This is a genomic window from Streptomyces daliensis (assembly GCF_054782395.1).
Map to the genome: position 1 here is coordinate 30,184 of NZ_BAAGSO010000078.1, position 22,161 is coordinate 52,344.

The 22,161-nt window shown below is 71.5% G+C and carries 17 protein-coding genes; 7 read left to right on the top strand and 10 right to left on the bottom strand.

The features are described 5' to 3' along the window. Positions 1-25: 25 nt before the first annotated feature. The 7 genes from ACYVOO_RS17265 to ACYVOO_RS17295 all read right to left on the bottom strand — a co-directional run bounded on the left by ACYVOO_RS17265 (position 26) and on the right by ACYVOO_RS17295 (position 10,483). Complete coding sequence (locus ACYVOO_RS17265) at positions 26-823, bottom strand: DUF742 domain-containing protein (protein WP_461016527.1); 798 nt, start codon at positions 821-823, stop codon at positions 26-28. 130 nt (positions 824-953) lie between these two features. Continuing rightward, entirely contained in the window at positions 954-1,367 is a 414-nt protein-coding gene (locus ACYVOO_RS17270; protein WP_026057603.1) for a roadblock/LC7 domain-containing protein, read from the bottom strand. Positions 1,368-1,377: 10 nt separating this feature from the next. Then, entirely contained in the window at positions 1,378-4,539 is a 3,162-nt protein-coding gene (locus ACYVOO_RS17275; RefSeq protein ID WP_461016528.1) for a nitrate- and nitrite sensing domain-containing protein, read from the bottom strand. 443 nt (positions 4,540-4,982) lie between these two features. Further along, positions 4,983-5,597, bottom strand: coding sequence for a GTP-binding protein (locus tag ACYVOO_RS17280; protein ID WP_453349172.1), 615 nt, complete (start codon positions 5,595-5,597; stop codon positions 4,983-4,985). Beyond that, positions 5,578-5,991, bottom strand: a complete 414-nt coding sequence (locus ACYVOO_RS17285; RefSeq protein ID WP_461016529.1) for a DUF742 domain-containing protein — start codon at positions 5,989-5,991, stop codon at positions 5,578-5,580. The genes ACYVOO_RS17280 and ACYVOO_RS17285 overlap by 20 nt, the downstream gene beginning before the upstream one ends. A 67-nt stretch (positions 5,992-6,058) precedes the next feature. Next, entirely contained in the window at positions 6,059-6,472 is a 414-nt protein-coding gene (locus tag ACYVOO_RS17290; protein ID WP_453349212.1) for a roadblock/LC7 domain-containing protein, read from the bottom strand. A 9-nt stretch (positions 6,473-6,481) separates the two neighbouring features. Continuing rightward, a complete protein-coding gene (locus ACYVOO_RS17295) occupies positions 6,482-10,483 on the bottom strand; it encodes a sensor histidine kinase (protein WP_461016530.1) in 4,002 nt (1,333 codons plus the stop codon). A 571-nt stretch (positions 10,484-11,054) separates the two neighbouring features. Here ACYVOO_RS17295 and ACYVOO_RS17300 point away from each other — a divergent pair. Beyond that, positions 11,055-11,240 carry a hypothetical protein gene (locus tag ACYVOO_RS17300; protein ID WP_453349169.1) on the top strand — a complete coding sequence of 62 codons (186 nt, stop codon included), beginning with the start codon at positions 11,055-11,057 and terminating at the stop codon, positions 11,238-11,240. 138 nt (positions 11,241-11,378) lie between these two features. Here ACYVOO_RS17300 and ACYVOO_RS17305 read toward each other — a convergent pair whose 3' ends face one another. Together ACYVOO_RS17305 and ACYVOO_RS17310 are read right to left on the bottom strand one after the other, a co-directional pair. Continuing rightward, positions 11,379-11,603, bottom strand: coding sequence for an acyl-CoA carboxylase epsilon subunit (locus tag ACYVOO_RS17305; RefSeq protein ID WP_453349168.1), 225 nt, complete (start codon positions 11,601-11,603; stop codon positions 11,379-11,381). Positions 11,604-11,667: 64 nt separating this feature from the next. Next, positions 11,668-13,275, bottom strand: coding sequence for an acyl-CoA carboxylase subunit beta (locus ACYVOO_RS17310; RefSeq protein WP_453349167.1), 1,608 nt, complete (start codon positions 13,273-13,275; stop codon positions 11,668-11,670). Between the two features lie 416 nt (positions 13,276-13,691). Here ACYVOO_RS17310 and ureA point away from each other — a divergent pair, with 416 nt between their 5' ends. The 5 genes from ureA (at position 13,692) to ACYVOO_RS17335 (ending at position 19,541) form a co-directional block, all read left to right on the top strand. Beyond that, positions 13,692-14,537, top strand: coding sequence for an urease subunit gamma (gene ureA / locus ACYVOO_RS17315; protein WP_461016531.1), 846 nt, complete (start codon positions 13,692-13,694; stop codon positions 14,535-14,537). Further along, positions 14,534-16,261, top strand: coding sequence for an urease subunit alpha (locus tag ACYVOO_RS17320; protein ID WP_461016532.1), 1,728 nt, complete (start codon positions 14,534-14,536; stop codon positions 16,259-16,261). The genes ureA and ACYVOO_RS17320 overlap by 4 nt, the downstream gene beginning before the upstream one ends. 57 nt (positions 16,262-16,318) lie before the next feature. Continuing rightward, complete coding sequence (locus tag ACYVOO_RS17325; RefSeq protein WP_461016533.1) at positions 16,319-17,350, top strand: agmatine deiminase family protein; 1,032 nt, start codon at positions 16,319-16,321, stop codon at positions 17,348-17,350. 172 nt (positions 17,351-17,522) lie between these two features. Further along, positions 17,523-18,776, top strand: a complete 1,254-nt coding sequence (locus ACYVOO_RS17330; protein WP_461016534.1) for a cytochrome P450 family protein — start codon at positions 17,523-17,525, stop codon at positions 18,774-18,776. A 123-nt stretch (positions 18,777-18,899) separates the two neighbouring features. After that, complete coding sequence (locus ACYVOO_RS17335; protein ID WP_461016535.1) at positions 18,900-19,541, top strand: TetR/AcrR family transcriptional regulator; 642 nt, start codon at positions 18,900-18,902, stop codon at positions 19,539-19,541. Positions 19,542-19,597: 56 nt separating this feature from the next. Here the strand turns inward: ACYVOO_RS17335 and cimA are convergent, their stop codons facing one another. Beyond that, entirely contained in the window at positions 19,598-21,211 is a 1,614-nt protein-coding gene (cimA, locus tag ACYVOO_RS17340; RefSeq protein WP_461016536.1) for a citramalate synthase, read from the bottom strand. A gap of 452 nt (positions 21,212-21,663) precedes the next feature. On the opposite strand from cimA, the gene ACYVOO_RS17345 reads away from it, so the two are divergent. Next, positions 21,664-22,158 carry a hypothetical protein gene (locus ACYVOO_RS17345; RefSeq protein ID WP_461016537.1) on the top strand — a complete coding sequence of 165 codons (495 nt, stop codon included), beginning with the start codon at positions 21,664-21,666 and terminating at the stop codon, positions 22,156-22,158. Positions 22,159-22,161: the final 3 nt, after the last annotated feature.

A 22,161-nucleotide genomic window follows, 5' to 3' on the forward strand; every position in this document is an offset into this window, starting at 1 on the left:
GGTGGATCGGGCGGCAGCACCGCCGCTAGAGCTTGCGAAGTCCACTGAGCACCCTTTCGAGCAAGGTCACGTCTGGCTGGCCGTCGGCGGTCGTCTCGTCGCCACCGGGCTGGTGGATGGCCACGAGTCCGGCCTCGGCCAGGTCGGCGACGAGGATCCGGGCGACGCCGAGCGGAATGGAGAGGAGTGCGGAGATCTCGGCGACTGACTTGATCTCGTAGCACAGGCGGCAGATCCGCTGATGCTCGGGCAACTGGCCCTGGAGCTTGGCGGGTTCGGCCGTGGTGTGCACCAGTGCCTCGATGGCGAGCTGGTAGCGGGGACGGGTCCGGCCACCCGTCATGGCATACGGGCGCACGAGCGGCTGCTGCTCGTTGCGCCCACCCGAGCGGGACTCGGGACGCTGGCGGGGCGGGGGCTGCACCGGCTGGATGCGGGGCGGCGGGGGCGCCTGGCCGTACTGGGGAGGCTGGTGCGGCTGCTGCTGGTACTGCTGCCGCGGTGCCTGGGGCTGCTGCTGAGGCTGGTGGGGCTGGTGCGGCTGCTGATACGGGGGTGGCGGTTGCGGGCTCTGCGGCTGCTGCGCTTCGTAGTGCTGCTGCTGCGCGGCCCGCCACTGCTCGTACTGCTGCTGCTCGTAGCGCCGCTGCTGCTCTTGTTGCTGCTGCTCGTACTGCTGCTGTTGCTGCTGCCTGACGTGCTCGCTGGGCGCGGAGGGGAAGTTGAACCGCTTGAGAGCCGGGGACTCTCCGCCTGCGGCAGAGGACGGCTCGTCCTCATGACCACTGCCGTACGACGACGGACCGCCTGGGGGCGTTGCCACGATTCCTCCTCCGAGTCACTGACGTGCGGGCCACATCTTCCAGTACTGCTTCAGCTCCTGAGCGGGCGCCGCGTCTCCGCACCCTATGGCGCGGAGACGCAATGCGCACGGCGTGTCTACTGGTTGAGAACTAGTTGAGGAGGCTGCCCTGCAGTTCGGCGCGGAGGTCCGGGGTGAGGACGGTGCCCGCGCGGTCCACCAGCAGTGCCATCTCGTATCCCACGAGACCGATGTCGGCCTCCGGGTGGGCGAGGACCGCCAAGGACGATCCGTCCGAGATGGACATGATGAAGAGGAAGCCCCGCTCCATCTCCACCACCGTCTGATTCACGGCGCCACCCTCGAAGATCCGGGAGGCACCGGCGGTGAGCGAGGTCAACCCGGAGGCGACCGCGGCCAGTTGATCGGCCCGGTCGCGCGGGAAGCCCTCGGACATCGCGAGCAGAAGTCCGTCCGCGGAGACCACCACCGTGTGCGACACCCCTGGGGTGTTGTCCACGAAGTTGGTGATCAACCAGTTCAGGTTCTGCGCCGCCTGGCTCATCGGGCTCACACTAACGCTCCTGATCGTAGGTGCTGCCGGGGCCGAAGCCCTGTTGGTCATTCTGGGTCGCGTCGCCCGCTGTACGCCCGCGGCGGACGCCACGGTGCAGATTGCTCAGCCTGCCCCGTACGTCCTCGGGGGCGCGGGAGACCGAGGGGCCGCCCTGCGAGCTCTGCTCCGCGGTGCCCTCGACCAGGTTGGCCCTGGGCACCCGCCTCGGGAGACCGGAGGCGGTGACACCGCCGGCCTGCGGGTCGCGCAGCCTGCCCGCCCGGTCCCAGCGCTCGTCGTTGGCCGAACGCCACTCCGAACCGGTTCCGGTCTCTCCGTCGGCCGGAGCCGCTGAGAACCCCTGCGCCTGCTGGGCCGGAGGTTCCGGTTGGGTCTGCTGCGCTTCCGAACCGTCTCCCATGAGCGGTCGCGCCGACTCACGACGAGGAAGACCTGCGCCGGTCGTGGAGCGGAAGTTGCTCGGGGAGGGGCCCGGACGATCGAAGCCTACGCGGTCCTGGGGGGCGTCGGGAACGCCGGGAGCGGATTCCGCTTCGGGCTCTTGAGTCCTGTACTGCCGTTCATACAGCGGCTCTTGGGGCTGACCGTACTGTGCGTACCCCGGCTGCTCGTACTCCTGCCGCGCCTGCTCATGGGGCTGCCCGTACGGCTGCTGCGGCGCCGCGTCCTGCGGCGGCACCTGCTGTCCCGGCTGCTGTCCCGGCTGCTGAGGCGGCTCGTGCCCCTGCTGCGGGGAGGGCTGAGCGGGCTGGGGCGGCCGTGGGGGCTGGAAACCCCCGGACTCGTCCTGCTGGGCCTCCAGCGCCGCTCGGCGGCCCTCGCGCATCAGGGACCTGTTGACCGGGTCCAGCGTCGAGAGGTCGTCGGGGACCTCGTAGCGCCTGTCGTCGAAGCCCAGCTCGGCGGCCGAGGGTGCCTGGCTGTCGTAGCCGGGCTGGATCTGCGGCTGCTGGGGCTGCTGCGGTTGTTGTGGCTGCTGCGGCATGATCCGGGAGACGGTGAAGTCCTCCTCGTACTCCCCCTCGCCGCCACCGCCGTGGGTGATGGCCTCGGGGAGCATCACGAGCGAGGTGGTGCCCGCCTGCTCGCCCGAGGGGCGGAGCTGGACGCGGATGCCGTGCCGGTCCGCGAGGCGGCCGACCACGAAGAGGCCCATGCGCTGGGAGACCGCCGCGTCCACGGTCGGCGGATTGGCCAGCTTGTGGTTGATGTCGGCGAAGTCCTCGGCGGTGAGGCCGATGCCCTTGTCGTGGATCTCCGTCATCACCCGGCCGTCGGGGAGCCGGGTCGCCGTGACCTGGACCTTGGTCTGCGGGGAGGAGAACGAGGTGGCGTTCTCCAGCAGCTCGGCGAGGAGGTGCACGAGGTCGTTGACGACCTGGCCGTGGATCTCGGTCTCCGGGACGCCGGACAGCTCGATGCGCTCGTAGTTCTCCACCTCGGACGAGGCGGCGCGCAGGATGTCCACCAGCGGGACGGGCTCGGTCCAGCGGCGGCCCGGCTCCTCGCCCGCGAGGACCAGCAGGTTCTCGCCGTTGCGGCGCATACGCGTGGCCAGGTGGTCCAGGCGGAAGAGGCTCTCCAGCTGGTCCGGGTCGGCCTCGTTGTTCTCCAGGTCCGTGATCAGGCCGAGCTGGCGCTCGATGAGGCCCTGGTTGCGGCGGGAGAGGTTGGTGAAGATCGCGTTGACGTTGCCGCGGAGCATGGCCTGCTCGGAGGCGAGCCGTACGGCCTCGCGGTGCACCTGGTCGAAGGCGCGGGCGACCTCGCCGATCTCGTCGCGGGTGTCGATGGGGATCGGGGTGACGCGGGTGTCCACGCGGCCCGGGTCCGTGCGGGAGAGCTGGTCGACGATCGCGGGGAGGCGCTGCTCCGCGACGTCGAAGGCCGCCGTGCGCAGGCTGCGCATGCTGCGGCTCATCGAGCGGGCCATGCGCCCGGCGACGATGAAGGCGAGCAGCAGGGCGAGCAGCACGATGACGGAGTTGATGATCGCGTCGCGCTTGGCGTCGGCCGCGATCTGCTCGGTCTCCTCCACCGCGTGGCTGGTGAGGTCCTGCTCGACGGCGCGGTAGGCGTCGAACTTGCCCGTGGCCGTGGCGAACCAGGTGTCCTGGGTGATGCCCTTGCCCTTGAGCGTGGAGGCGCGGGCCCCGGTGCCGATGGCCTCGATCATCTTGTCCATGGCGGGCGGCGTGACGAAGGGCACACCCTTGGCCGCGGCCTCGTTCTTCGCCGCCTCGGACTTCTTCTTGCCCGCTGCCTCCGCCTTGGCCAGCTCGCGCTTGAGGAGGGAGACGTCCTCGGGACGGCCGCCGCCGATGTACTCCTCCAGCGCGATGCGCTCCAGGTAGGCGTACGAGGCGAAGGCGGTGAGCTGCTTCTTCTTGTCCGCGGCTTCCGGGCCCGGCTTCACCAGCAGGTGGGTGCCGATGGAGCGTTCCAGGGACTCGGCGGCCTTGGCGAGGGAGACGGAGTAGACGGTGCGCCCGTAGGAGGTCACGTTGCCGGTGCCGAAGCCCAGCTCGTTGGCGAACTCCATCAGGGGGTGCTGGACGGCTACGTAGCCCTCTTCCGTCTTCACGCCGCTCAGCCGGTCGCTGTAGGCGGCCTGGCGCAGGGCCGCCAGCTTGGGCTCCTGCTTCTCGAAGACGGCGAGCCGGCGCTTGAGGCCTGGCTTGTCGGGCATGCGCTTGACGGCCCGGTCGAACTTCCGTCCGGCCTCGTCCGTCGCAGCGCGGACCTTCTGGACCTCGGGCGCGTTGCGGTCGCCCTTGAGGAGGGGCTCGGCGGTGCGGTCGCGCTCGTCGATGAGGGCGTTGCCGTAGGTGGCGGCTGCCTCGACCAGCTCGGCCGTGCGCTGGGCGTCCTCGGCCTCGTTCCAGGTCGAGATCGAGTCCCACACGCGGAACCCGCCGAGGATGAGGGCGACGATGACGGGGATCAGAAGGATCGCGTTCAGGCGGGTGGGCACCCGCCAGTTGCGTACGGCCATACGGCTGCGGCTGCCGCCACCGCCACCGCCACCAGATCCTCCGGAAGCTCCCCCGGGCGCCGTCCGGACACCGTGGGACGCCGCAGCCGCGCGGGACGGCGGGGTGAAGTTGCCCCGCGACTCTCCACGAGCCTGCGGTGCAGAGCCCGTCTTGCTACGCCTCACTCGACTCCTCACCTCTCGGCGCTCGGCACCCCATCGTCGGCGACGCGCCGTTCGCTACTGCTGAGTTCAGCGAATTCCAGCACGTCAGGGCGACCCTTTCCAAACACTTGGTTGAGCCGCATACGACGCGGAGGCGGCCCGCTGAAACCGGGCATTGCGGTCGCGCTGCGCCAAAAGACCAGAGAATCGTGCGCGGAGTGAAGCCTTCCGCTCGCCAGCAGTGTTCACGGCGGTTCAATTCTCTGTCGAAACGTTATGAAGGTGGAGCCGGGCATGGCGAAGAACACAGGCCGAGTCATTGGCATATGCCACAGCACTGTGTGGTCAACTCCGCGTCCAGAGCGGCCACTTGACCTCGTGCGGGACCCTAGGGCCCGCACGGTCAGCCGCCGCCCCGGATCCGTTTCCTTACCTGCCGGTTCATTCGGGCGGGACCGGCGGTTTTATTTCAGGCGGGCGAGCAGAGCGTGCTCGACGAGCGTGATGAGCCCGCTCTTCGCGTCGGCGCGGTGGCGCGCGTCGGTGGTGATGATCGGCGTGTCGGGACCGATCTGGAGCGCCTCGCGCACTTCCTCCGGCGTATAGGGCTGGTGCCCGTCAAAACCGTTCAGCGCGATGACGAAGGGGAGGCCCGAGTTCTCGAAGTAGTCGACCGCGGGGAAGCAGTCGGCGAGTCTCCGGGTATCGACGAGGACGACGGCGCCGATGGCACCGCGCACCAGGTCGTCCCACATGAACCAGAACCGGTCCTGGCCAGGCGTACCGAACAGGTACAGGATCAGGTCGTCGTCCAGCGTGATGCGGCCGAAGTCCATGGCCACCGTCGTGGTGGTCTTGTCACCGGTGTGCGTGAGGTCGTCGATGCCCGCCGAAGCGGAGGTCATGACGGCCTCGGTACGCAGCGGATTGATCTCCGACACGGCACCCACGAAGGTCGTCTTGCCCACACCGAAGCCACCGGCCACCACGATCTTCGCGGAGGTCGTCGAGCGGCCTGCGGCGGGCGCCCCGTATCCCGACATCTGGCCCGCCTGCGGGCTAGAGCTTGCGAAGTCCACTGAGCACCCTTTCGAGCAAGGTCACATCTGGCGCGCCACCGGGCTCGGCACCGCCGCCGGGCTGGTGGATGGCCACCATCCCGGCCTCGGCCAGGTCGGCGACAAGAATGCGGGCCACTCCCAACGGGATGGCGAGCAGTGCGGAGACCTCCGCCACCGACTTCACCTCGCGGCACAGGTGGCAGATGCGCTGGTGCTCCGGCAGCAGACCCTGCAACTGGACCGGCTCGGCGCTGGTGCTCACCAGTGCTTCTATGGCGAGCTGGTAGCGCGGCCTGGTACGTCCGCCCGTCATTGCGTACGGGCGGACCAGCGGCTGGTCGCCCTCACCCCCGTACGGCGCGTGATGATTCGGGGCACCGTACGGGCCGGGCGAGGCGGGCGGCGGGGTCATGGCTCCTCCGGGCGAGGCATGAGATCGGCTAGCGGACTGTGGTGCTCATGTGGGGGGAGCTGACACGTCAGTGGAGAATGCTCCCCTGGAGCTCCGCGCGCACGTCCGGTGTGAGGACCGTGCCCGCGCGGTCGACCAGCAACGCCATCTCGTACCCGATGAGGCCGATGTCGGCCTCGGGGTGGGCGAGGACGGCCAGTGAGGAGCCGTCCGAGATGGACATGATGAAGAGGAAGCCCCGCTCCATCTCCACCACCGTCTGATTCACCGTGCCGCCCTCGAAGATCCGGGAGGCACCTGCGGTGAGCGAGGTCAGCCCGGAGGCGACCGCGGCAAGCTGATCGGCGCGATCGCGCGGGAAGCCCTCGGACATGGCCAGAAGGAGGCCGTCCGCGGAGACCACCACCGTGTGGGAGACACCTGGGGTGTTGTCCACGAAGTTGGTGATCAACCAGTTCAGGTTCTGCGCCGCCTGGCTCATCGGACTCAACTAACGCTCCTGCTGGTAAGTGGGACCAAGACCGCGGCCATCCGTGTTCCCGGCCTGACGACCCTGCTGGATACCGCGACGGAGGTTGGTCAGCCGACCGCGTACGTCATCGGGCGCACGCGAGACCTGCGGACCTGACCTCGCCGTGGACTGCTGCTGTGCGGTACCCGCGACGAGGTTCGCGCGGGGCACGCGGCGCGGCAGACCCGAGGTGGTGACTCCCCCCGCGGCGGGCTGGCGGACCTGTTCGGCCCTGCGCCAGACCTCGTCGTTCGGGGAAGCTCCCCAGCCGCCGGATTCGCCGCCGCCGTTTCCGGCCGCGGCGTCGCCCGCTGCTCCGCCCGCCGCGGTGCCGCGCGCCGTCTGGCGCTGTGGCATCGGGGGGACGGCGGAAGCGGCCTGCCCCGGGCGCGGGGCGGGCGCCTGTGGCTGCTCCCGTTCCTGGGAAGGCTGGTTGCCGAACAGGTCCGCGGACTGCGGGACCTGCTGGTTCTGTGGAGCCGCCTCCGGCTGGGCAGCGGCGCCCGAGGAACCGCCCGAGGTACGGAACCAGTTCGACTCCATCGACGCGAAGATCGGCGTCGGCGCGTCGGCCGCGGCCGGGGGGACGCTCGGTATGCCGAAGTCCGGGTCGGTGTCGGGGCTGCCGTAGGACGGGGCGTACGGGTCAGGGCCGAGGCCCTGGTCCTGCTGCGGGTCCTGGTTCTGGCCCAGGCCGGGGACGGCGAACTCGCCGGTGTCGTGCGGGCCCTGGCCGCCCTGCGGCTGGTGCGGGTCCTGGTGCTGCTCGTACTGCTGCTGACCCGGCTGCCCCTGCTGACCGGCCTGCGCCGGGAGCCCGCCGGTCTGCTCCTGGGCCCGCTCCTGCGCGTAGCGGTCCTGACCGGCCGGGTTGGCCGGGTTCTGGCCGCCGCCGGACGCGCTGGTGTAGCCGGGGCGGGCGAACTCGCCGGTGGACTCCGGGTCCTCGTGGCCGCGCGGCGCGTCATCGCCGGAGAGCGGCCCGGACGCCCAGCTCGGGCGCGCGAGCGGGACCTGCTCGCCCTGGTCGTCGGACGGTATGTCCGACTGGACGGGGCCGCCGATCTCGGGACGGGGGAACTCGCCGACGGGGATGCCGTCGCGCCAGCCCTCGCCGTCACCGGGCGGCGGGGCGTTGAAGTCGGGCCGCGCGAACTCCGCGGTGTCGCCGGGGCCGCGGCTGGGCTGCGGACGCGGGAACTCACCGGTGTCACCGGGACCGCCCACCTGGGGACGCGGGAACTCGCCCGTGTCGCCCGGACCGCCCACCTGGGGACGCGGGAACTCGCCCGTGTCGCCCGGACCGCCCGTCTGGGGACGCGGGAACTCGCCCGTGTCGCCCGGACCGCCCTGGCCGCCCGTCGAGGGGGCGCCGGGCAGTTCGCCCGCGGGGCCGCCTCGGCTGGGCAGGGGCGGCGGGCCCTGGCGGCCCGTGCCGGAAGCGCCCGAGGGCGCGGGGGCCTCGCCGGGTGTGCCGGGACGCGGCGGCGTGGGCTGGGGCGCACCGGCGCTGGGCCGGGGGCTGCCGAAGAAGTCGGTGGCGGGGGCCTCGCCGCCGGAGCCCGAGCCGACGCCGGCGGGTGCTCCGGGGCGCCCGGGATCGCCGCTGCCGGGGAGCGCTGGGCGCTGGGCTCCGCCCGCGACCTGTCCGCGCGGCGGCAGCGCGCCGAGACGGCTGCCCGCACCGGTCCCGGCGCCGGGGCCCGCTCCCCCGGGGCCGCCGCGCTGGAGTGCGGCGGCGAGACCGCCGCCGCCCTTCGGCGCGCCCGGGCCTCCGTTGCCGCCCGGCAGTCCGGAATTCGTGGATCCGGGCTTGCCCTTGGCGGCCTGCGCTCCACCCTGCGCGACGTCGACGGGGAGCATGACCAGCGCGGTCGTGCCCCCGGAGTCGGAGGGGCGGAGCTGGATGCGGATGCCGTGCCGGAGTGAGAGGCGGCCGACCACGAAGAGGCCCATGCGGCGGGAGACGGAGACATCGACCGTCGGGGGGTTGGCCAGCCGCTCGTTGATCGCGGAGAGGTCCTCGGGCGAGAGCCCGATGCCGGTGTCGTGGATCTCCACCAGCACCCGCCCGTCGGGCAGGGCGTGGCCCGTGACCTTGACCTTCGTCTGCGGCGAGGAGAAGGAGGTGGCGTTCTCCAGCAGCTCGGCGAGGAGGTGCACGAGGTCGTTGACGACGCGGCCCGCGACCTCGGTGTTCGGCACGGAGTTCAGCTCGATGCGCTCGTACTGCTCCACCTCGGAGGCGGCGGCACGCAGCACGTCGACGAGCGGGACGGGGCGGGTCCAGCGGCGGCCGGGTTCCTCGCCCGCGAGGACCAGCAGGTTCTCGCCGTTGCGGCGCATACGCGTCGCGAGGTGGTCGAGCTTGAACAGCGAGGAGAGCTGGTCCGGATCGGCCTCGCGGGACTCCAGCTCGGAGATGAGCGAGAGCTGGCGCTGGATGAGGCCCTGGCTGCGGCGCGAGAGGTTGGTGAACATCGCGTTGACGTTGCCCCGCAGCAGCGCCTGCTCGCCCGCGAGGCGGACGGCCTCGCGGTGGACGTCGTCGAACGCGGCGGCCACGCGGCCGATCTCGTCCCGGCTGTGCACACCGACGGACTCGACCGAGGTGTCCACGTCGTGCGGCTCGGCCTCGGACATCTGCTTGACCAGCTCGGGCAGCCGCTTGCGGGCGACGTCCTGGGCCGTGTCCTGGAGGCGGCGCAGCGAGCGGACCATGGAGCGGGCGACGACGAAGGCGCCGACGAGCGATATGCCGAGGACGAGGAGGATCACGGCGCCGTTGAGGAACGCCTGCTGCTGTGCGTCGGACCGCAGCTCGCGGGCCTGCTGCTCCATCTGCGAGAGGAGCGTGGCCTCGATCTTCGACATTTCGTCGATCTTGGTGCGGTCCTGGTCGTACCAGTCCATGTAGGACCGGTTCTCGCGCGTGATGCCGTCCGAGTTCTGGAGGACGCGGTCCCGGTACTTGTCGGCCGAGGTGATGTTGACGATGCCGCCGTCGAGCGGCTTCGTCAGCTCGGCGGCGCGCTCCTCGCCGTAGATCTGGCCGAAGCTGTTGAGCGAGGCGCGCTCGCTCTCGCTGGCCGTCTTGGCGTAGAGGCGGTCGCTCTCGGAGAGTTCGGGGCCGCCCTTGCGGGCGAGGCCGGCGGAGATGATCGCGCGCTGGATGGACGCGTACTCCTTGGCCGTGGAGAAGGCCGCCAGGGCACGCGTGCTCTGGATCATGTCCGAGTTGCTCGTGGCCTGCGCCATGTCCTGGGAGAGGGACAGCAGGGACTCGATGAGCTGGTTGTAGCTGTTGACGGACTGCGAGACGTAGGCCGGGTTCTCGTAGGCCCGCTCGCGGATGTCCTTGATCGCGGTGAGCTGACGGGTGATGTCCAGGACGGTCGACTGGACGCCCGCCATCACCTTGTCGCTGCCGTCGATGTCCCCGGTGGCTTCCTTGAACGCCTGGAACGCCTGGTCGGTCTTCTCGCGGGGCGCGACGACGGTGTCGTCCTTGGCGTTGCCCGTGCCGACCAGGGGGCCCGCCGAGCGGTCGCGCTCCTCCTGGAGAGCGGCGGCCAGCTCGGTGGCCTGCTCCGTCATCTCCGTGAGGCGCTTCATGTTGTCGAGCTGGTCGACGTCATAGAGGGAGGTCTGGATACGCAGCGCACCCAGCGTCGTCGCGGCGACCACGGGGAGGGCCAGCAGCGAGACGAGGCGGGTGCTGATCCGCCAGTTGCGCAGGGCCATCCGCGTCCCGGGACCACTGCCGGACTTGCTCGCGGCACCTCCGTCGCCGCCGCCCTTGCGGTCCGGCCCCGTGCCGCTTGACTCCTGCACGGCGGCCGTGGGGCCGCTCTCGTGGGCGCGCTGGGGTGAGGAACCGCGGTCGGTCGTACCGCGCGGCTCCGGGTTCGCCGCAGCTTCCCCTCGGCCCTGGCGGGCCTGGGGAGACCCCGTACCTTCCCTCTTGAAACGTCCCTGCACTAGCGTCGCAACCTCTGGACCAGGCGTCCCCCCGCTCAGCGACGGCGGGACGGTATCGAGTCGTGGGGGTCCCCGGTCCCCCTTGGCGGTCGTGGGTGTGACCGGCGCGTCCCCCTCATCCCGCCACGCGGCGCTGCTCTGCGCCCCCTGCGCGCCGGCTGTTCTCCTGCGGCGGTCCGTGGAATTCCAGCACAGTGCCGGATCTCCAACAAGGTCTGTGGATAACCCTGTGACGCACGTGACGCTGCGCAGACGGAGCGTCACGTGCTGTGTAGACCAATGAAGGAGATAACGGACTTCCTCGGGCGAACAGCTCAGCCGCACCCCCTGTCCGGCTAGCGAGCAGTGGGTACGGAACTTCGCTTCTGAACCTGAATGTCCGCTTCACCGCGTGGAGCTGATGCCCCGCTATGCCCAATTTGCCCGTACCTAAGTGAGGAAACTCACAGCCCTGGCGTTGTCTAGGTCACGTCGCTGAGGGGAATAGCGGGCCTACTCTCGGCGTTTACACGGGACGTCAGAACGACAAGTCACAGCAAGTACCGACGAGCTGAGCGAGGAACGGTCGAGAGTGAAGACCACGATGATTATGCGGAACATAGCCAACCCGCGTCGCACCACCCTGGCCCACCTCGGTGACGCGGACGAGCTGACCACCCAGGTCGTCGCCGAGCAGCCTGATCAGGACGCCGCCGAACTCCCCGCGCAGACCGCCAATCCGCGCCGCACCGTCCTCATGGACGCGCCCACCGACTGACCGCGCGAGGCGCGCGAGGCGCGCGTACACGGTTCCTCCTTGTACGCGTTGAGGGGCCCACCGGAAGCATCCGGTGGGCCCCTCAACGCGTTTCGGCACTTGAGGCCGCCGCGCGGCGGCCCGGCTCAGTTGTCGGGCTCAGCCCTGCCAGCTGTGCGGGGCGCGGAAGCCGTGCTGGCGCTCCAGGCGGCGCCAGCCAGCCTTAGAGGAGCGGTCGCGGGCCGCGGGGACGTGGGCGTGGCGGGCCGTGGCGGCGGCGCGGGCGAGGAGGAGGGCCGTGACGGCGGCCAGTTCCTCGGCGTTGGCCTCACCCTTCTCGACGCGCACGAGACTGGTCGCGTCAGCGGTGGTGTGCTGCTCCATGCGGGACTCTCCTGTGGGCGTACGTACTGCTTGGGCGCTGGGTGGCTTACTGGGTGCCGGGGGCTTACTGGGGCGGGTTGCCGTGCTTGCGGGCTGGCAGGTCCGCGTGCTTGTTCGCGAGCATCTCCAGGGAGCGGATGAGGACCTCGCGGGTCTCGGCCGGGTCGATGACGTCGTCGACGAGGCCGCGCTCGGCCGCGTAGTACGGGTGCATCAGCTCGGCCTTGTACTCCTTGACCATCCGCTTGCGCATGGCCTCGGGGTCGTCGGCCGCGGCGATCTGGCGGCGGAAGATGACGTTCGCCGCGCCCTCGGCTCCCATGACCGCGATCTCGTTCGTCGGCCAGGCGTAGGTGAGGTCGGCGCCGATGGACTGGCTGTCCATGACGATGTAGGCGCCGCCGTACGCCTTGCGCAGGACGATGGAGATGCGGGGCACGGTGGCGTTGCAGTAGGCGTAGAGCAGCTTCGCGCCGTGCCGGATGATCCCGCCGTGCTCCTGGTCCACGCCGGGCAGGAAGCCGGGCACGTCCAGCAGGGTGACGATGGGGATGTTGAAGGCGTCGCACATCTGGACGAAGCGGGCACCCTTCTCGGACGCCTCGATGTCCAGCACACCCGCCAGCGACTGCGGCTGGTTGGCGACGATGCCCACCACCTGGCCGTCCATGCGGGCCAGAGCCACTATCAGGTTGGTCGCCCAGCGCTCGTGGACCTCCAGGAAGTCGCCGTCGTCGACGATCTCCTCGATCACCTTGCGCATGTCGTACGGGCGGTTGCCGTCGGCGGGCACCAGGTCCAGCAGCGCGTCCGAGCGGCGGTCCACGGGGTCGCCGCTGGTCTCGCGCGGCGGGTTCTCCCGGTTGTTGGAGGGCAGCAGGGAGAGGAGGTAGCGCACTTCCTCCAGGCAGGTCTGCTCGTCGTCGTAGGCGAAGTGGGAGACGCCCGACGTCCCGGCGTGCACATCGGCACCGCCGAGCCCGTTCTGCGTCACCTCCGCACCCGTGACCGCCTGCACCACATCAGGACCCGTGATGAACATCTGCGAGGTGTCGCGGACCATGAAGACGAAGTCCGTCAGCGCCGGGCTGTAGGCCGCGCCGCCCGCGCACGGGCCCAGCATCACCGAGATCTGCGGGATCACACCCGACGCCCTCGTGTTGCGCTGGAAGATCCCCCCGTACCCGGCGAGCGCCGCCACACCCTCCTGGATACGCGCACCCGCACCGTCGTTCAGCGACACCAGCGGCGCACCCGCCGCGATCGCCATGTCCATGATCTTGTGGATCTTCGTCGCATGCGCCTCACCCAGCGCGCCGCCGAAGATGCGGAAGTCGTGCGCGTAGACGAACACCGTCCGCCCGTGCACCGTGCCCCACCCGGTGATCACACCGTCCGTGTAAGGCTTCTTCGACTCCAGTCCGAAACCGGTCGCGCGGTGCCGCCGCAACTGCTCGACCTCGCGGAAGGAGCCCTCGTCCAGCAGCAGCTCGATGCGCTCGCGCGCGGTGAGCTTGCCCTTGGCGTGCTGCGCCTCGGTCGCCCGCTCGCTCGGGCCCCGCAGCGCCTCGTCACGGATCGCGTGCAGCTCGGCCACACGCCCTCGCGCGTCCGGCGCCTCGGCGGGTTCGGTCTCCTTCGCCTGCGGCGACGGCTGGGACAGATCGGTCATGTATGAATCCTACGAAGCCCGACCCCGCTTCGCCGTCGTCAGATTCGCACAGTCTCTGCGGCGGATTCATGGCTGCGCTGGACAGAACTGGAACCTCTCCTTGCCATGAGGCAGGGAAGTCTCTCACCAGAGGCGCCCGGAGCTGTGGGGTTCTTACAGTCCGCCCCACGACCCCTTGCGGCGCTCCCGCGCCCGCGCGGTCGGTCCCGCCCAGCGGGTCAGAACCCTACAACGCGGGGAGGAGGATCCGGAATATTGAGCGTCACTCAATAGCGCACTTCGCAGTCTCGCAGGTCATCGCTCGCTTCTAGGGTCTTGACTGTTAGAGCGGCGATCTAAAACATGGACCGGAACGGCGGGACCGGGTACCGGCTCGTGGCGAGCGCGTGCACACAGGTGCGGAGAGGCAGGGCGGGATGCGACTGACCCCGACGGAGCGGGACAGGCTGCTGCTGTTCGGCGCCGCCGAACTGGCACGGGCCCGCAGAGCCCGCGGGCTCCGGCTCAACGTCCCGGAGGCGACGGCGCTCATCGCCGACACCGTCTGCGAGGCGGCCCGCGACGGGCGGCGGCTCGCGGAGGCGATCGAGGCGGCGCGTGCCGTGCTGGGCCCGGACGACGTGCTGCCAGGGGTGGCGGAGGTCGTCACACAGGTGCAGGTGGAGGCGGTCTTCGACGACGGCTCACGGCTCGCGGTCGTGGAAGCCCCGCTCGGCGCGGGACCGCCGGGCGGCGACGAGGGGCCGGGCGCGGTGCTGCCCGGTCCGGGGCCGGAGCCGGAGCTGAAGGGGGAGGCGGAGGCGGAGACGGAGCCGAAGCCGGACGGCGGGCCGGTTCCGGAGCCGTCGGCGCCGCCCGTCGTACCCGTCGCGCCCGGCACGTCCCCCGCACCCGCCACAACGGTCACCGTGCGCAACACCGCCACCGTCCCCGTCAGCGTCACCTCGCACTTCCACTTCTTCGAGGCCAACCCCCGCCTGGACTTCGACCGCGCCGCCGCCTACGGGATGCGGCTGTCCGTGCCCGCCGGGTCGTCCGTGCGCTTCGGTCCGGGCGCCGAGCGGGACGTCGCGCTCGTGCCGCTGGGCGGTCAGCGGGTCGCGATCGGGTTCGCGGGGCTGGTCGACGGCCCGCTGGACGCGCCGGGCGCGAAGGAGGAGGCACTGCGGCGGGCCGCGGCCTGCGGATATCTGGGCGTTCCCGGGGCCCCTGATGTCCCCGGAGTCCCCGGAGTTCCTGGGCTTCCGGAGGGGGAGCGATGAGCACGCCGCACACCGGCCACGGCACGGACCCGTACGAGTACGCCGCCGTCCACGGCCCCCGCGCCGGTGACCGGGTGCGGCTCGGGGACACCGGTCTTGTCGTGCGCGTCGAGTCGGACGCGCAACGGCCCGGCGACGAGTTCCTGGCGGGCTTCGGCAAGACGGCCCGCGACGGGCTGCACCTCAAGGCGGCGGCCGTACGCGAGACGTGCGACGTCGTCCTCAGCAATGTGCTGGTCATCGACGCCGTCCAGGGCATACGCAAGGTGTCCGTCGGCATCCGCGAGGGCCGCGTCCACGCCATCGGCAGGGCGGGCAACCCGGACACGCTCGACGGCGTCGACGTGGTCGTCGGCACCGGCACGTCCATCGTGTCCGGCGAGGGGCTGATCGCCACGGCCGGAGCGGTGGACACCCACGTCCATCTGCTCGCCCCGCGCATCATGGAGGCGTCGCTGGCCTCCGGGGTGACCACCATCGTGGGCCAGGAGTTCGGCCCCGTGTGGGGCGTCGGCGTCAACTCGCCCTGGGCGCTGCGGCACGCGTTCGCCGCCTTCGACGCCTGGCCCGTCAACATCGGCTTCCTGGGCCGGGGTTCGTCCTCGCACCCCGCGCCGCTGGTGGAGGCGCTGGCCGAGGGCGGGGCCTGCGGCTTCAAGGTGCACGAGGACATGGGCGCCCACGCGCGCGCCCTGGACACGGCACTGCGGGTCGCCGAGGAGCACGACGTCCAGGTGGCCCTGCACAGCGACGGCCTGAACGAGTCCCTGGCGGTGGAGGACACCCTCGCCGTGCTGGAGGGGCGCACCGTCCACGCCTTCCACATCGAGGGCTGCGGCGGCGGCCATGTGCCCAACGTGCTGCGCATGGCGGGCGTCGCGAACGTCATCGGCTCCTCGACCAACCCGACGCTCCCCTTCGGGCGCGACGCGATCGACGAGCACTACGGGATGATCGTCTCGGTCCACGATCTGAAGCCCGACCTGCCCGGTGACGCGGCCATGGCCCGCGACCGCATCCGCGCGGGCACGATGGGCGCCGAGGACGTGCTGCACGACGTGGGCGCCATCGGCATCACCTCGTCGGACGCGCAGGGCATGGGCCGCGCGGGCGAGACCGTGCGGCGCACCTTCCAGATGGCGGGCAAGCTCAAGGCCGAGCTGGGCCCCATGGAGGGCGACGGGGGCGGGGACGGGGACGGGGACGGCGACGACAACGCGCGCGTCCTGCGCTACATCGCCAAGCTGACCCTCAACCCGGCCATCGCGCACGGCCTCGCGCACGAGATCGGCTCCATCGAGGTCGGCAAGATGGCCGACATCGTCCTGTGGAACCCCGCCTTCTTCGGCGCGAAGCCGCAGCTCGTCCTGAAGTCCGGCTTCCCCGCCTACGGGGTGACCGGGGACCCGAACGCGGCCACCGACACGGCCGAACCCCTCGTCTACGGGCCGCAGTTCGGCGCACACGGCGCTGCCCCCGCCGAACTGTCGGTCGCCTTCGTCTCCCGCGCGGCGGCCGAGCAGGGCGGCGACGGGATGCCCACGCGCCGCCGCCGGGTCGCCGTCCGCGGCACGCGGGGCATCGGCCCCGGCGATCTGGTGCGCAACTCGCGCCTGGGCGAGGTGCGGGTGGACGAGCGCACCGGGCTCGTCACGCTGGACGGCTCCCCCGTCCGCTCCGCACCGGCCGAGCGGGTCTCCCTGAACCGGCTCTACTTCCTCTGACCCTCCCCTGGCCCTCCCCGTTGGCCTCTTTCCGGCCCCCGAAAGGACGACCGCACCATGAACAGCCCCGCCGCCGACGGATTCCGTATGCCACCGGAGTGGGCGCCGCACGAGCGGACGTGGATGGCGTGGCCGGGCGCCAACCCCACCTTCGGTACGGAGCACGAGCTGGACGAGGCCCGTCGCGCCTGGGCCTCGGTCGCGCGGGCCGTGCAGCGGTTCGAGCCGGTGACCGTCGTCGCGAGCACCGGGGAGGCGGCGGGGGCCCGCGCCGTACTGGGCCCGGGGATCGACGTCGCCGAAGCCCCCCTGGACGACGCCTGGATGCGGGACATCGGCCCGACGTTCCTCACCGGGAACGGCCGCCTCGCCGCCGTGGACTGGACGTTCAACGGCTGGGGCGCCCAGTCCTGGGCCCGGTGGGAGCGCGACGCGCGCGTCGGCCGGTTCGTCGCCGCGCGCGCCGGGGCCCGTACGTACGGCTCGCCCCTGGTCAACGAGGGCGGCGGCATCCACGTCGACGGCGAGGGCACCGTCCTGCTCACCGAGACGGTCCAGCTCGATCCGGAGCGCAACCCGGACTGGACGCACGAGCGGGTGGAGGCCGAGATCCACGCACGGCTCGGCACGCGCAAGGCGATCTGGCTGCCGCGCGGCCTGACCGCCGACTACGGCAGGTTCGGCACCCGCGGCCACGTGGACATGGTCGCCGCCTTCGTACGCCCCGGCGTGGTCGTGGCCCACACCCAGCCGGATCCCGCGCACCCCGACCACGACATCTGCCGGGAGACGGTCAAGCTGCTGCGCGCCGCGACGGACGCGCGCGGGCGCCCCCTGGAGGTCGTGGAGCTGCCGGCGCCGACCGTGGCCGAGGCCGACGGGGAACTCGTCGACTACTCCTACGTCAACCACTACCTGTGCAACGGCGGCGTCGTGCTGTGCGGCTTCGGCGACCCCATGGACGAGCACAACGCGGGGATCTTCCGGCGGCTGTTCCCCGGCCGTACGGTGACGCTGGTCGACGCGCGCGCGATCTTCGCCGCTGGCGGCGGCATCCACTGCGTCACCCAGCAGCAGCCGAGGGCCTGAGCGGGGGCTGAGCAGGGGCCGAACGGGGGGCTGACGTGCGGGCCCGTGCCCGTCATCCTGGTCGGCGGAGGCGGCGTCCACCGCGCGCGCCCACCGCGCACCCGGCGAACGGCACGTCCCGTCCCGTTCACGTCACGTCCCGTCACACCACGTCACGCGTGAGGAGCCCCGGATGAGCCACACCGCCGCCCAGGACGCACACCGTCTGGACCCCACGGGAGCCGACCCGCACACCGTCAACGCGCGGCTGCGCGAGCACGGCCCCGCTGCCCACGTCGTGCTGCCCGGCGAGGTGCCCGCGGTCGCCGTCACCGGGTACGAGGAACTGCGCGACTTTCTGACGAACCCTCACGTGGCCAAGGACGCCTGTCACTTCGCGGCACTCCGCGACGGGCGCATACCGGAGGGCTGGCCCCTGACCACGTTCGCGACCGTACGGGGCATGACCACGGCGGACGGCGCTGAGCACCGTCGACTGCGCGGCCTGGTCACCAAGGCATTCACCGCGCGCCGGGTGGAGGCGCTGCGCCCGCGCGTCGAGGAGCTGGCCGGAGAGCTGCTCGACGGACTGCCGTCGGCCGTCGGCGCGGACGGGTACGAGGGCGCCGTCGATCTGCGGCGGCACTTCGCCTACCCGCTGCCGATGCGCGTGATCTGCGAACTCCTGGGCGTGGACCCGGCGTTGCACGACCGGCTGCACACCCTGTCCGAACGTGTGGTGAGCACCGCCGTCGAGCCCGAGCGGGTGGTGGCCGCCAACCGCGAGGTCCTGGCGATCCTCGCGAGCGTCGTCGAGGACCGCCGCGCCTCCCCCGGCGACGACCTCACCAGCGCGATGCTCGCGGTGCGCGAGGAGGACGGCGACCGGCTGGGCGAGGAGGAGATCGTCGGCACGCTGCTGCTGATGATCGTCGCCGGGCACGAGACCACGCTGAACCTCGTCACCAACGCCGTCCGGGCGCTGTGCGCGCACCCGGACCAGCGGGAGCTGGTCGGCTCCGGCGCTGCCACCTGGTCCGACGTCGTCGAGGAGACGCTGCGCCACGACGGCCCCGTCAGCTTCTTCCCGTTCCGCTATCCGACCGCCGACCTCACCATCGGCGGCACCCACGTCCCCGCGGGCACGCCGGTGCTCGCGGGCTACACCGGCGCGGGGCGCGACCCGCGCGCGTACGGGCCCGACGCGGACCGCTTCGACATCACGCGGCGGCCCGCCGTCCGCCATCTGTCCTTCGGGCACGGCGCGCACTACTGCATCGGCGCGCCCCTGGCCAGGCTGGAGGCGGCCACGGCTCTCGGCGCCCTCTTCCGCCGCTACCCCGGGCTCGCTCTCGCGGTGCCCGACGCGCAACTGCCGCCCCACCCGAGCTTCGTCGGCAACAGCACCCGCGTCCTCCCCGTCACGCTGGGTCCACCGGCCGCCTGACCGCTCCGGCGCGTGTGTCCGCGCAGCTCACGGCGTCTATAGTCCTGGTGCCGAACCCCGGCACCGACGCCGACGCCACGCGACGGCGCCCGCCGGGCCCGTACCACGAAGGAGGCGGCGGGAGTGCCAGCACGGCCAGCACGCGACGGGGGCGGGCGCGGCGGGCGTCAGCGCCGCCCCGCGCAGCCCCGGGAGCGGCTGCTGGCCGCCGCCATGGCCACCATCGCGGAGAACGGCCTGGACCGGCTGACCATGGCGGGCCTCGGCCGTCAGGTGGGCATGAGCAGCGGCCATCTCCTCTACTACTTCAAGACGAAGGACGAGCTGCTGCTCCAGACCCTCCAGTGGAGCGAGGAGAAGCTGGGCGCCGAGCGCCGCGCGGCGCTCGCCCGGCAGGTCCCGGCGCGCGAGCGGCTCGACGTCCTCGTCGACCTCTATCTGCCCGCAGGACACCGCGACCCGGCGTGGGCGCTGTGGCTGGAGGTGTGGAACCGCTCGCAGAACGCCGACGAGGAGGTGCGGGCCAGGCAGCTGGAGCTGGAGCTGGCCTGGCACCGGGACCTGGTGGCCCTCGTGGTGGAGGGCACGGCGCGGGGCGAGTTCAGGCCGGTCGACGCCGACCGCTTCGCGACCCGCACCCGCGCCCTCCTCGACGGGTTCGGCACACACCTGGTGGTGGGCCTGCCCGGCACGGACCGCGCACGGGTGCTCGGCCACGTGCGGGACTTCTTCGACGAGGCCCTCACCCCGCAGGGCACCCGGTGAGGGCCTGCTGAGGATCTGCCGGTGAGGGCCTGCCAGCGGGGGCCTACTGGTGCGGACTACTCCGGCGGCTCGACGCCCGCGCGCAGCAGCCCGTACGTGTACGCGTCGTCCAGCGCCTGCCAGGACGCGGCGATGACGTTGTCCGCGACACCCACCGTCGACCACTCCGCCGAGCCGTCGCTCATCGAGATCAGCACGCGGGTCGTGGACGAGGAGCCGTGCGTGCCCTCCAGGATGCGGACCTTGTAGTCGACGAGGGAGAGCCGCGCCAACTGCGGGAAGATCCGCTCAAGGCCCGCGCGCAGGGCGCGGTCCAGCGCGTTGACCGGGCCGTTGCCCTCACCCGTGGTGACGAGCCGCTCCCCCTTGGCCCACGCCTTGACCGTGGCCTCGTTGGCCTGGGTGCCGTCGGGGCGCTGCTCGACGATGGCGCGCCAGGACTCCAGCCGGAAGAAGCGCGGGGCCACACCGGTGACGCCGCCGTGCACCTCGTCGCGCAGCAGCAGCTCGAACGAGGCGTCGGCGGCCTCGTACGTGTACCCCTTCAGCTCCTGCTCCTTGACCCGTGCCACGATCCGCCCGACCAGCTCGCGGTCGCCCGCGAGGTCGTAGCCCAGCTCCTTGCCCTTCAGCTCGACGGAGGCACGGCCCGCCATGTCGGAGACGAGCATCCGCATGGTGTTGCCGACCAGCTCCGGGTCGATGTGCTGGTAGAGGTCGGGGTCCACCTTGATCGCGGAGGCGTGCAGCCCGGCCTTGTGGGCGAAGGCGGAGGTGCCGACGTAGGGCTGGTGCGTGGAGGGGGTGAGGTTGACGACCTCGGCGATGGCGTGCGAGATGCGGGTGGTCTCGCGCAGCGCGCCCTCGGGCAGCACCTGCTTGCCGTACTTGAGCTGGAGCGCGGCGACGACGGGGAAGAGGTTGGCGTTGCCGACCCGCTCGCCGTAGCCGTTGGCAGTGCACTGCACGTGGGTGGCGCCCGCGTCGACGGCGGCGAGGGTGTTGGCCACCGCGCAGCCCGTGTCGTCCTGCGCGTGGATGCCCAGGCGGGCCCCGGTGTCGGCCAGCACGGTGCGGACGACGGCCTGGATCTGGGCCGGGAGCATCCCGCCGTTGGTGTCGCACAGCACGACGACCTCGGCGCCCGCCTCGTGCGCGGCACGCACGACGCGCTTCGCGTAGGCGGGGTTGGCGTGGTAGCCGTCGAAGAAGTGCTCGCAGTCGACGAAGACCCGCCGCCCCTGCTCACGCAGGTGGGAGACGGTGTCCCTGACCATGTCCAGGTTCTCTTCGAGCGTCGTGCGCAGGGCCAGCTCGACGTGCTTGTCGTGCGACTTGGCCACCAGCACGACGACCGGCGCCTGCGAGTCGAGCAGCGCCTTGACCTGCGGGTCGGTCTGTGCGGGTACGCCTGCCCTGCGGGTGGAGCCGAACGCGACCAACTGGGCGTGCTGGAAGTCGATCTCCTTGCGGGCCCGCTCGAAGAACTCCGTGTCGCGCGGGTTGGCTCCCGGCCAGCCGCCCTCGATGAAGCCGACCCCGAAGTCGTCGAGGTGGCGGGCGATGGTCAGCTTGTCGGCGACGGTCAGGTTGATGCCCTCACGCTGTGCGCCGTCGCGCAGCGTGGTGTCGAAGACGTGGAAGGTGTCGTCCGGGGCTTCGGTTGTCATGGCTGGTGGCTCCTGGCTGGGTCAGTGGTTCCGGAAGGAAGCGCTCCACTTGCCCCCATCTTCCCTCGCGCCCCCGCCTCCGGCCCTGGTGGGGCCAGAAAACGAAAAAACCCCTCGCGGGTGCGAGAGGTCTGCGCGCGGGTCTGGGACACGGTGCCGGCTGCCGCACGGATCTGTCTGCGGCAACCGGTCACTGCGGACCGGCGCGCCTGCTGCCGATAATCATGGCGAACGAGGGCACGGTGGCAGTCTTGCACAGGCCCGCGCCCGATTCGCCCGTCGTCTCACGATGCGGATGTGAGGTGGACAACGTCGCGGGGTGCCCCCCTTCGGCCTCTTACGACAATCCGACCCGATGGTGTGTATCTGAGTGTGCCTACTCATGCGCGCTGCGTTTCCACACCAGAGGATGGGCCCGTCACAGGCTGCGGCGAGCGAGGAGTGGACGGGAAATGCCGGAGGGCGAGCACAAGGAGAGCTGGCAGCGGCTCATCGATCAGGCAGGCCGCCCCCGTGGAGACTCGGGAACGAGCATGGCTCTCGCCTCCAGCGACGGCGGAGAGCACAGAGAGCCGTGGCTGGAGGGCCCCGAATCGGGCGGGGTGAGGTCGGAGAAGGCCGCGTGGTCCAGGGCGGGAGAAGGGGTCGGCTCGCTCCGTAAGAACATCGGCAAGAGCCTCACCGAGTTGGAGCGGGGGCAGAAGGGACTCGGCCCCGGCTCGGACACGGGCAATGTGGAGAGCGCCACAGCGCAGCGGGAGGTCTACCGCTCCTGGAAGCGCTACTTAGGGGACGTGGACAAGAGATGCGATCTCCTCCAGGACCGCCTGGAGAAGGCGGGCGGACACTTCTACAAGAACGATCAGGCCATCAAGGCAGCGTTCGGACGGCTCGGAGACCGCTACGAGGACACCTCGCCCGTCGGCGGCCGGCACCGGCGGGGGTGACCG

Bases quoted from the DNA above. Each gene is read 5' to 3' on its own strand.
- ACYVOO_RS17270 (WP_026057603.1), bottom strand. From the start codon at position 1,367: ATGAGCCAGGCGGCGCAGAACCTGAACTGGTTGATCACCAACTTCGTG.
- ureA (WP_461016531.1), top strand. From the start codon at position 13,692: ATGCGACTGACCCCGACGGAGCGGGACAGGCTGCTGCTGTTCGGCGCC.
- cimA (WP_461016536.1), bottom strand. From the start codon at position 21,211: ATGACAACCGAAGCCCCGGACGACACCTTCCACGTCTTCGACACCACG.
- ACYVOO_RS17345 (WP_461016537.1), top strand. From the start codon at position 21,664: ATGCCGGAGGGCGAGCACAAGGAGAGCTGGCAGCGGCTCATCGATCAG.
- ACYVOO_RS17320 (WP_461016532.1), top strand. From the start codon at position 14,534: ATGAGCACGCCGCACACCGGCCACGGCACGGACCCGTACGAGTACGCC.
- ACYVOO_RS17325 (WP_461016533.1), top strand. From the start codon at position 16,319: ATGAACAGCCCCGCCGCCGACGGATTCCGTATGCCACCGGAGTGGGCG.
- ACYVOO_RS17305 (WP_453349168.1), bottom strand. From the start codon at position 11,603: ATGGAGCAGCACACCACCGCTGACGCGACCAGTCTCGTGCGCGTCGAG.
- ACYVOO_RS17310 (WP_453349167.1), bottom strand. From the start codon at position 13,275: ATGACCGATCTGTCCCAGCCGTCGCCGCAGGCGAAGGAGACCGAACCC.
- ACYVOO_RS17290 (WP_453349212.1), bottom strand. From the start codon at position 6,472: ATGAGCCAGGCGGCGCAGAACCTGAACTGGTTGATCACCAACTTCGTG.
- ACYVOO_RS17330 (WP_461016534.1), top strand. From the start codon at position 17,523: ATGAGCCACACCGCCGCCCAGGACGCACACCGTCTGGACCCCACGGGA.
- ACYVOO_RS17285 (WP_461016529.1), bottom strand. From the start codon at position 5,991: ATGACCCCGCCGCCCGCCTCGCCCGGCCCGTACGGTGCCCCGAATCAT.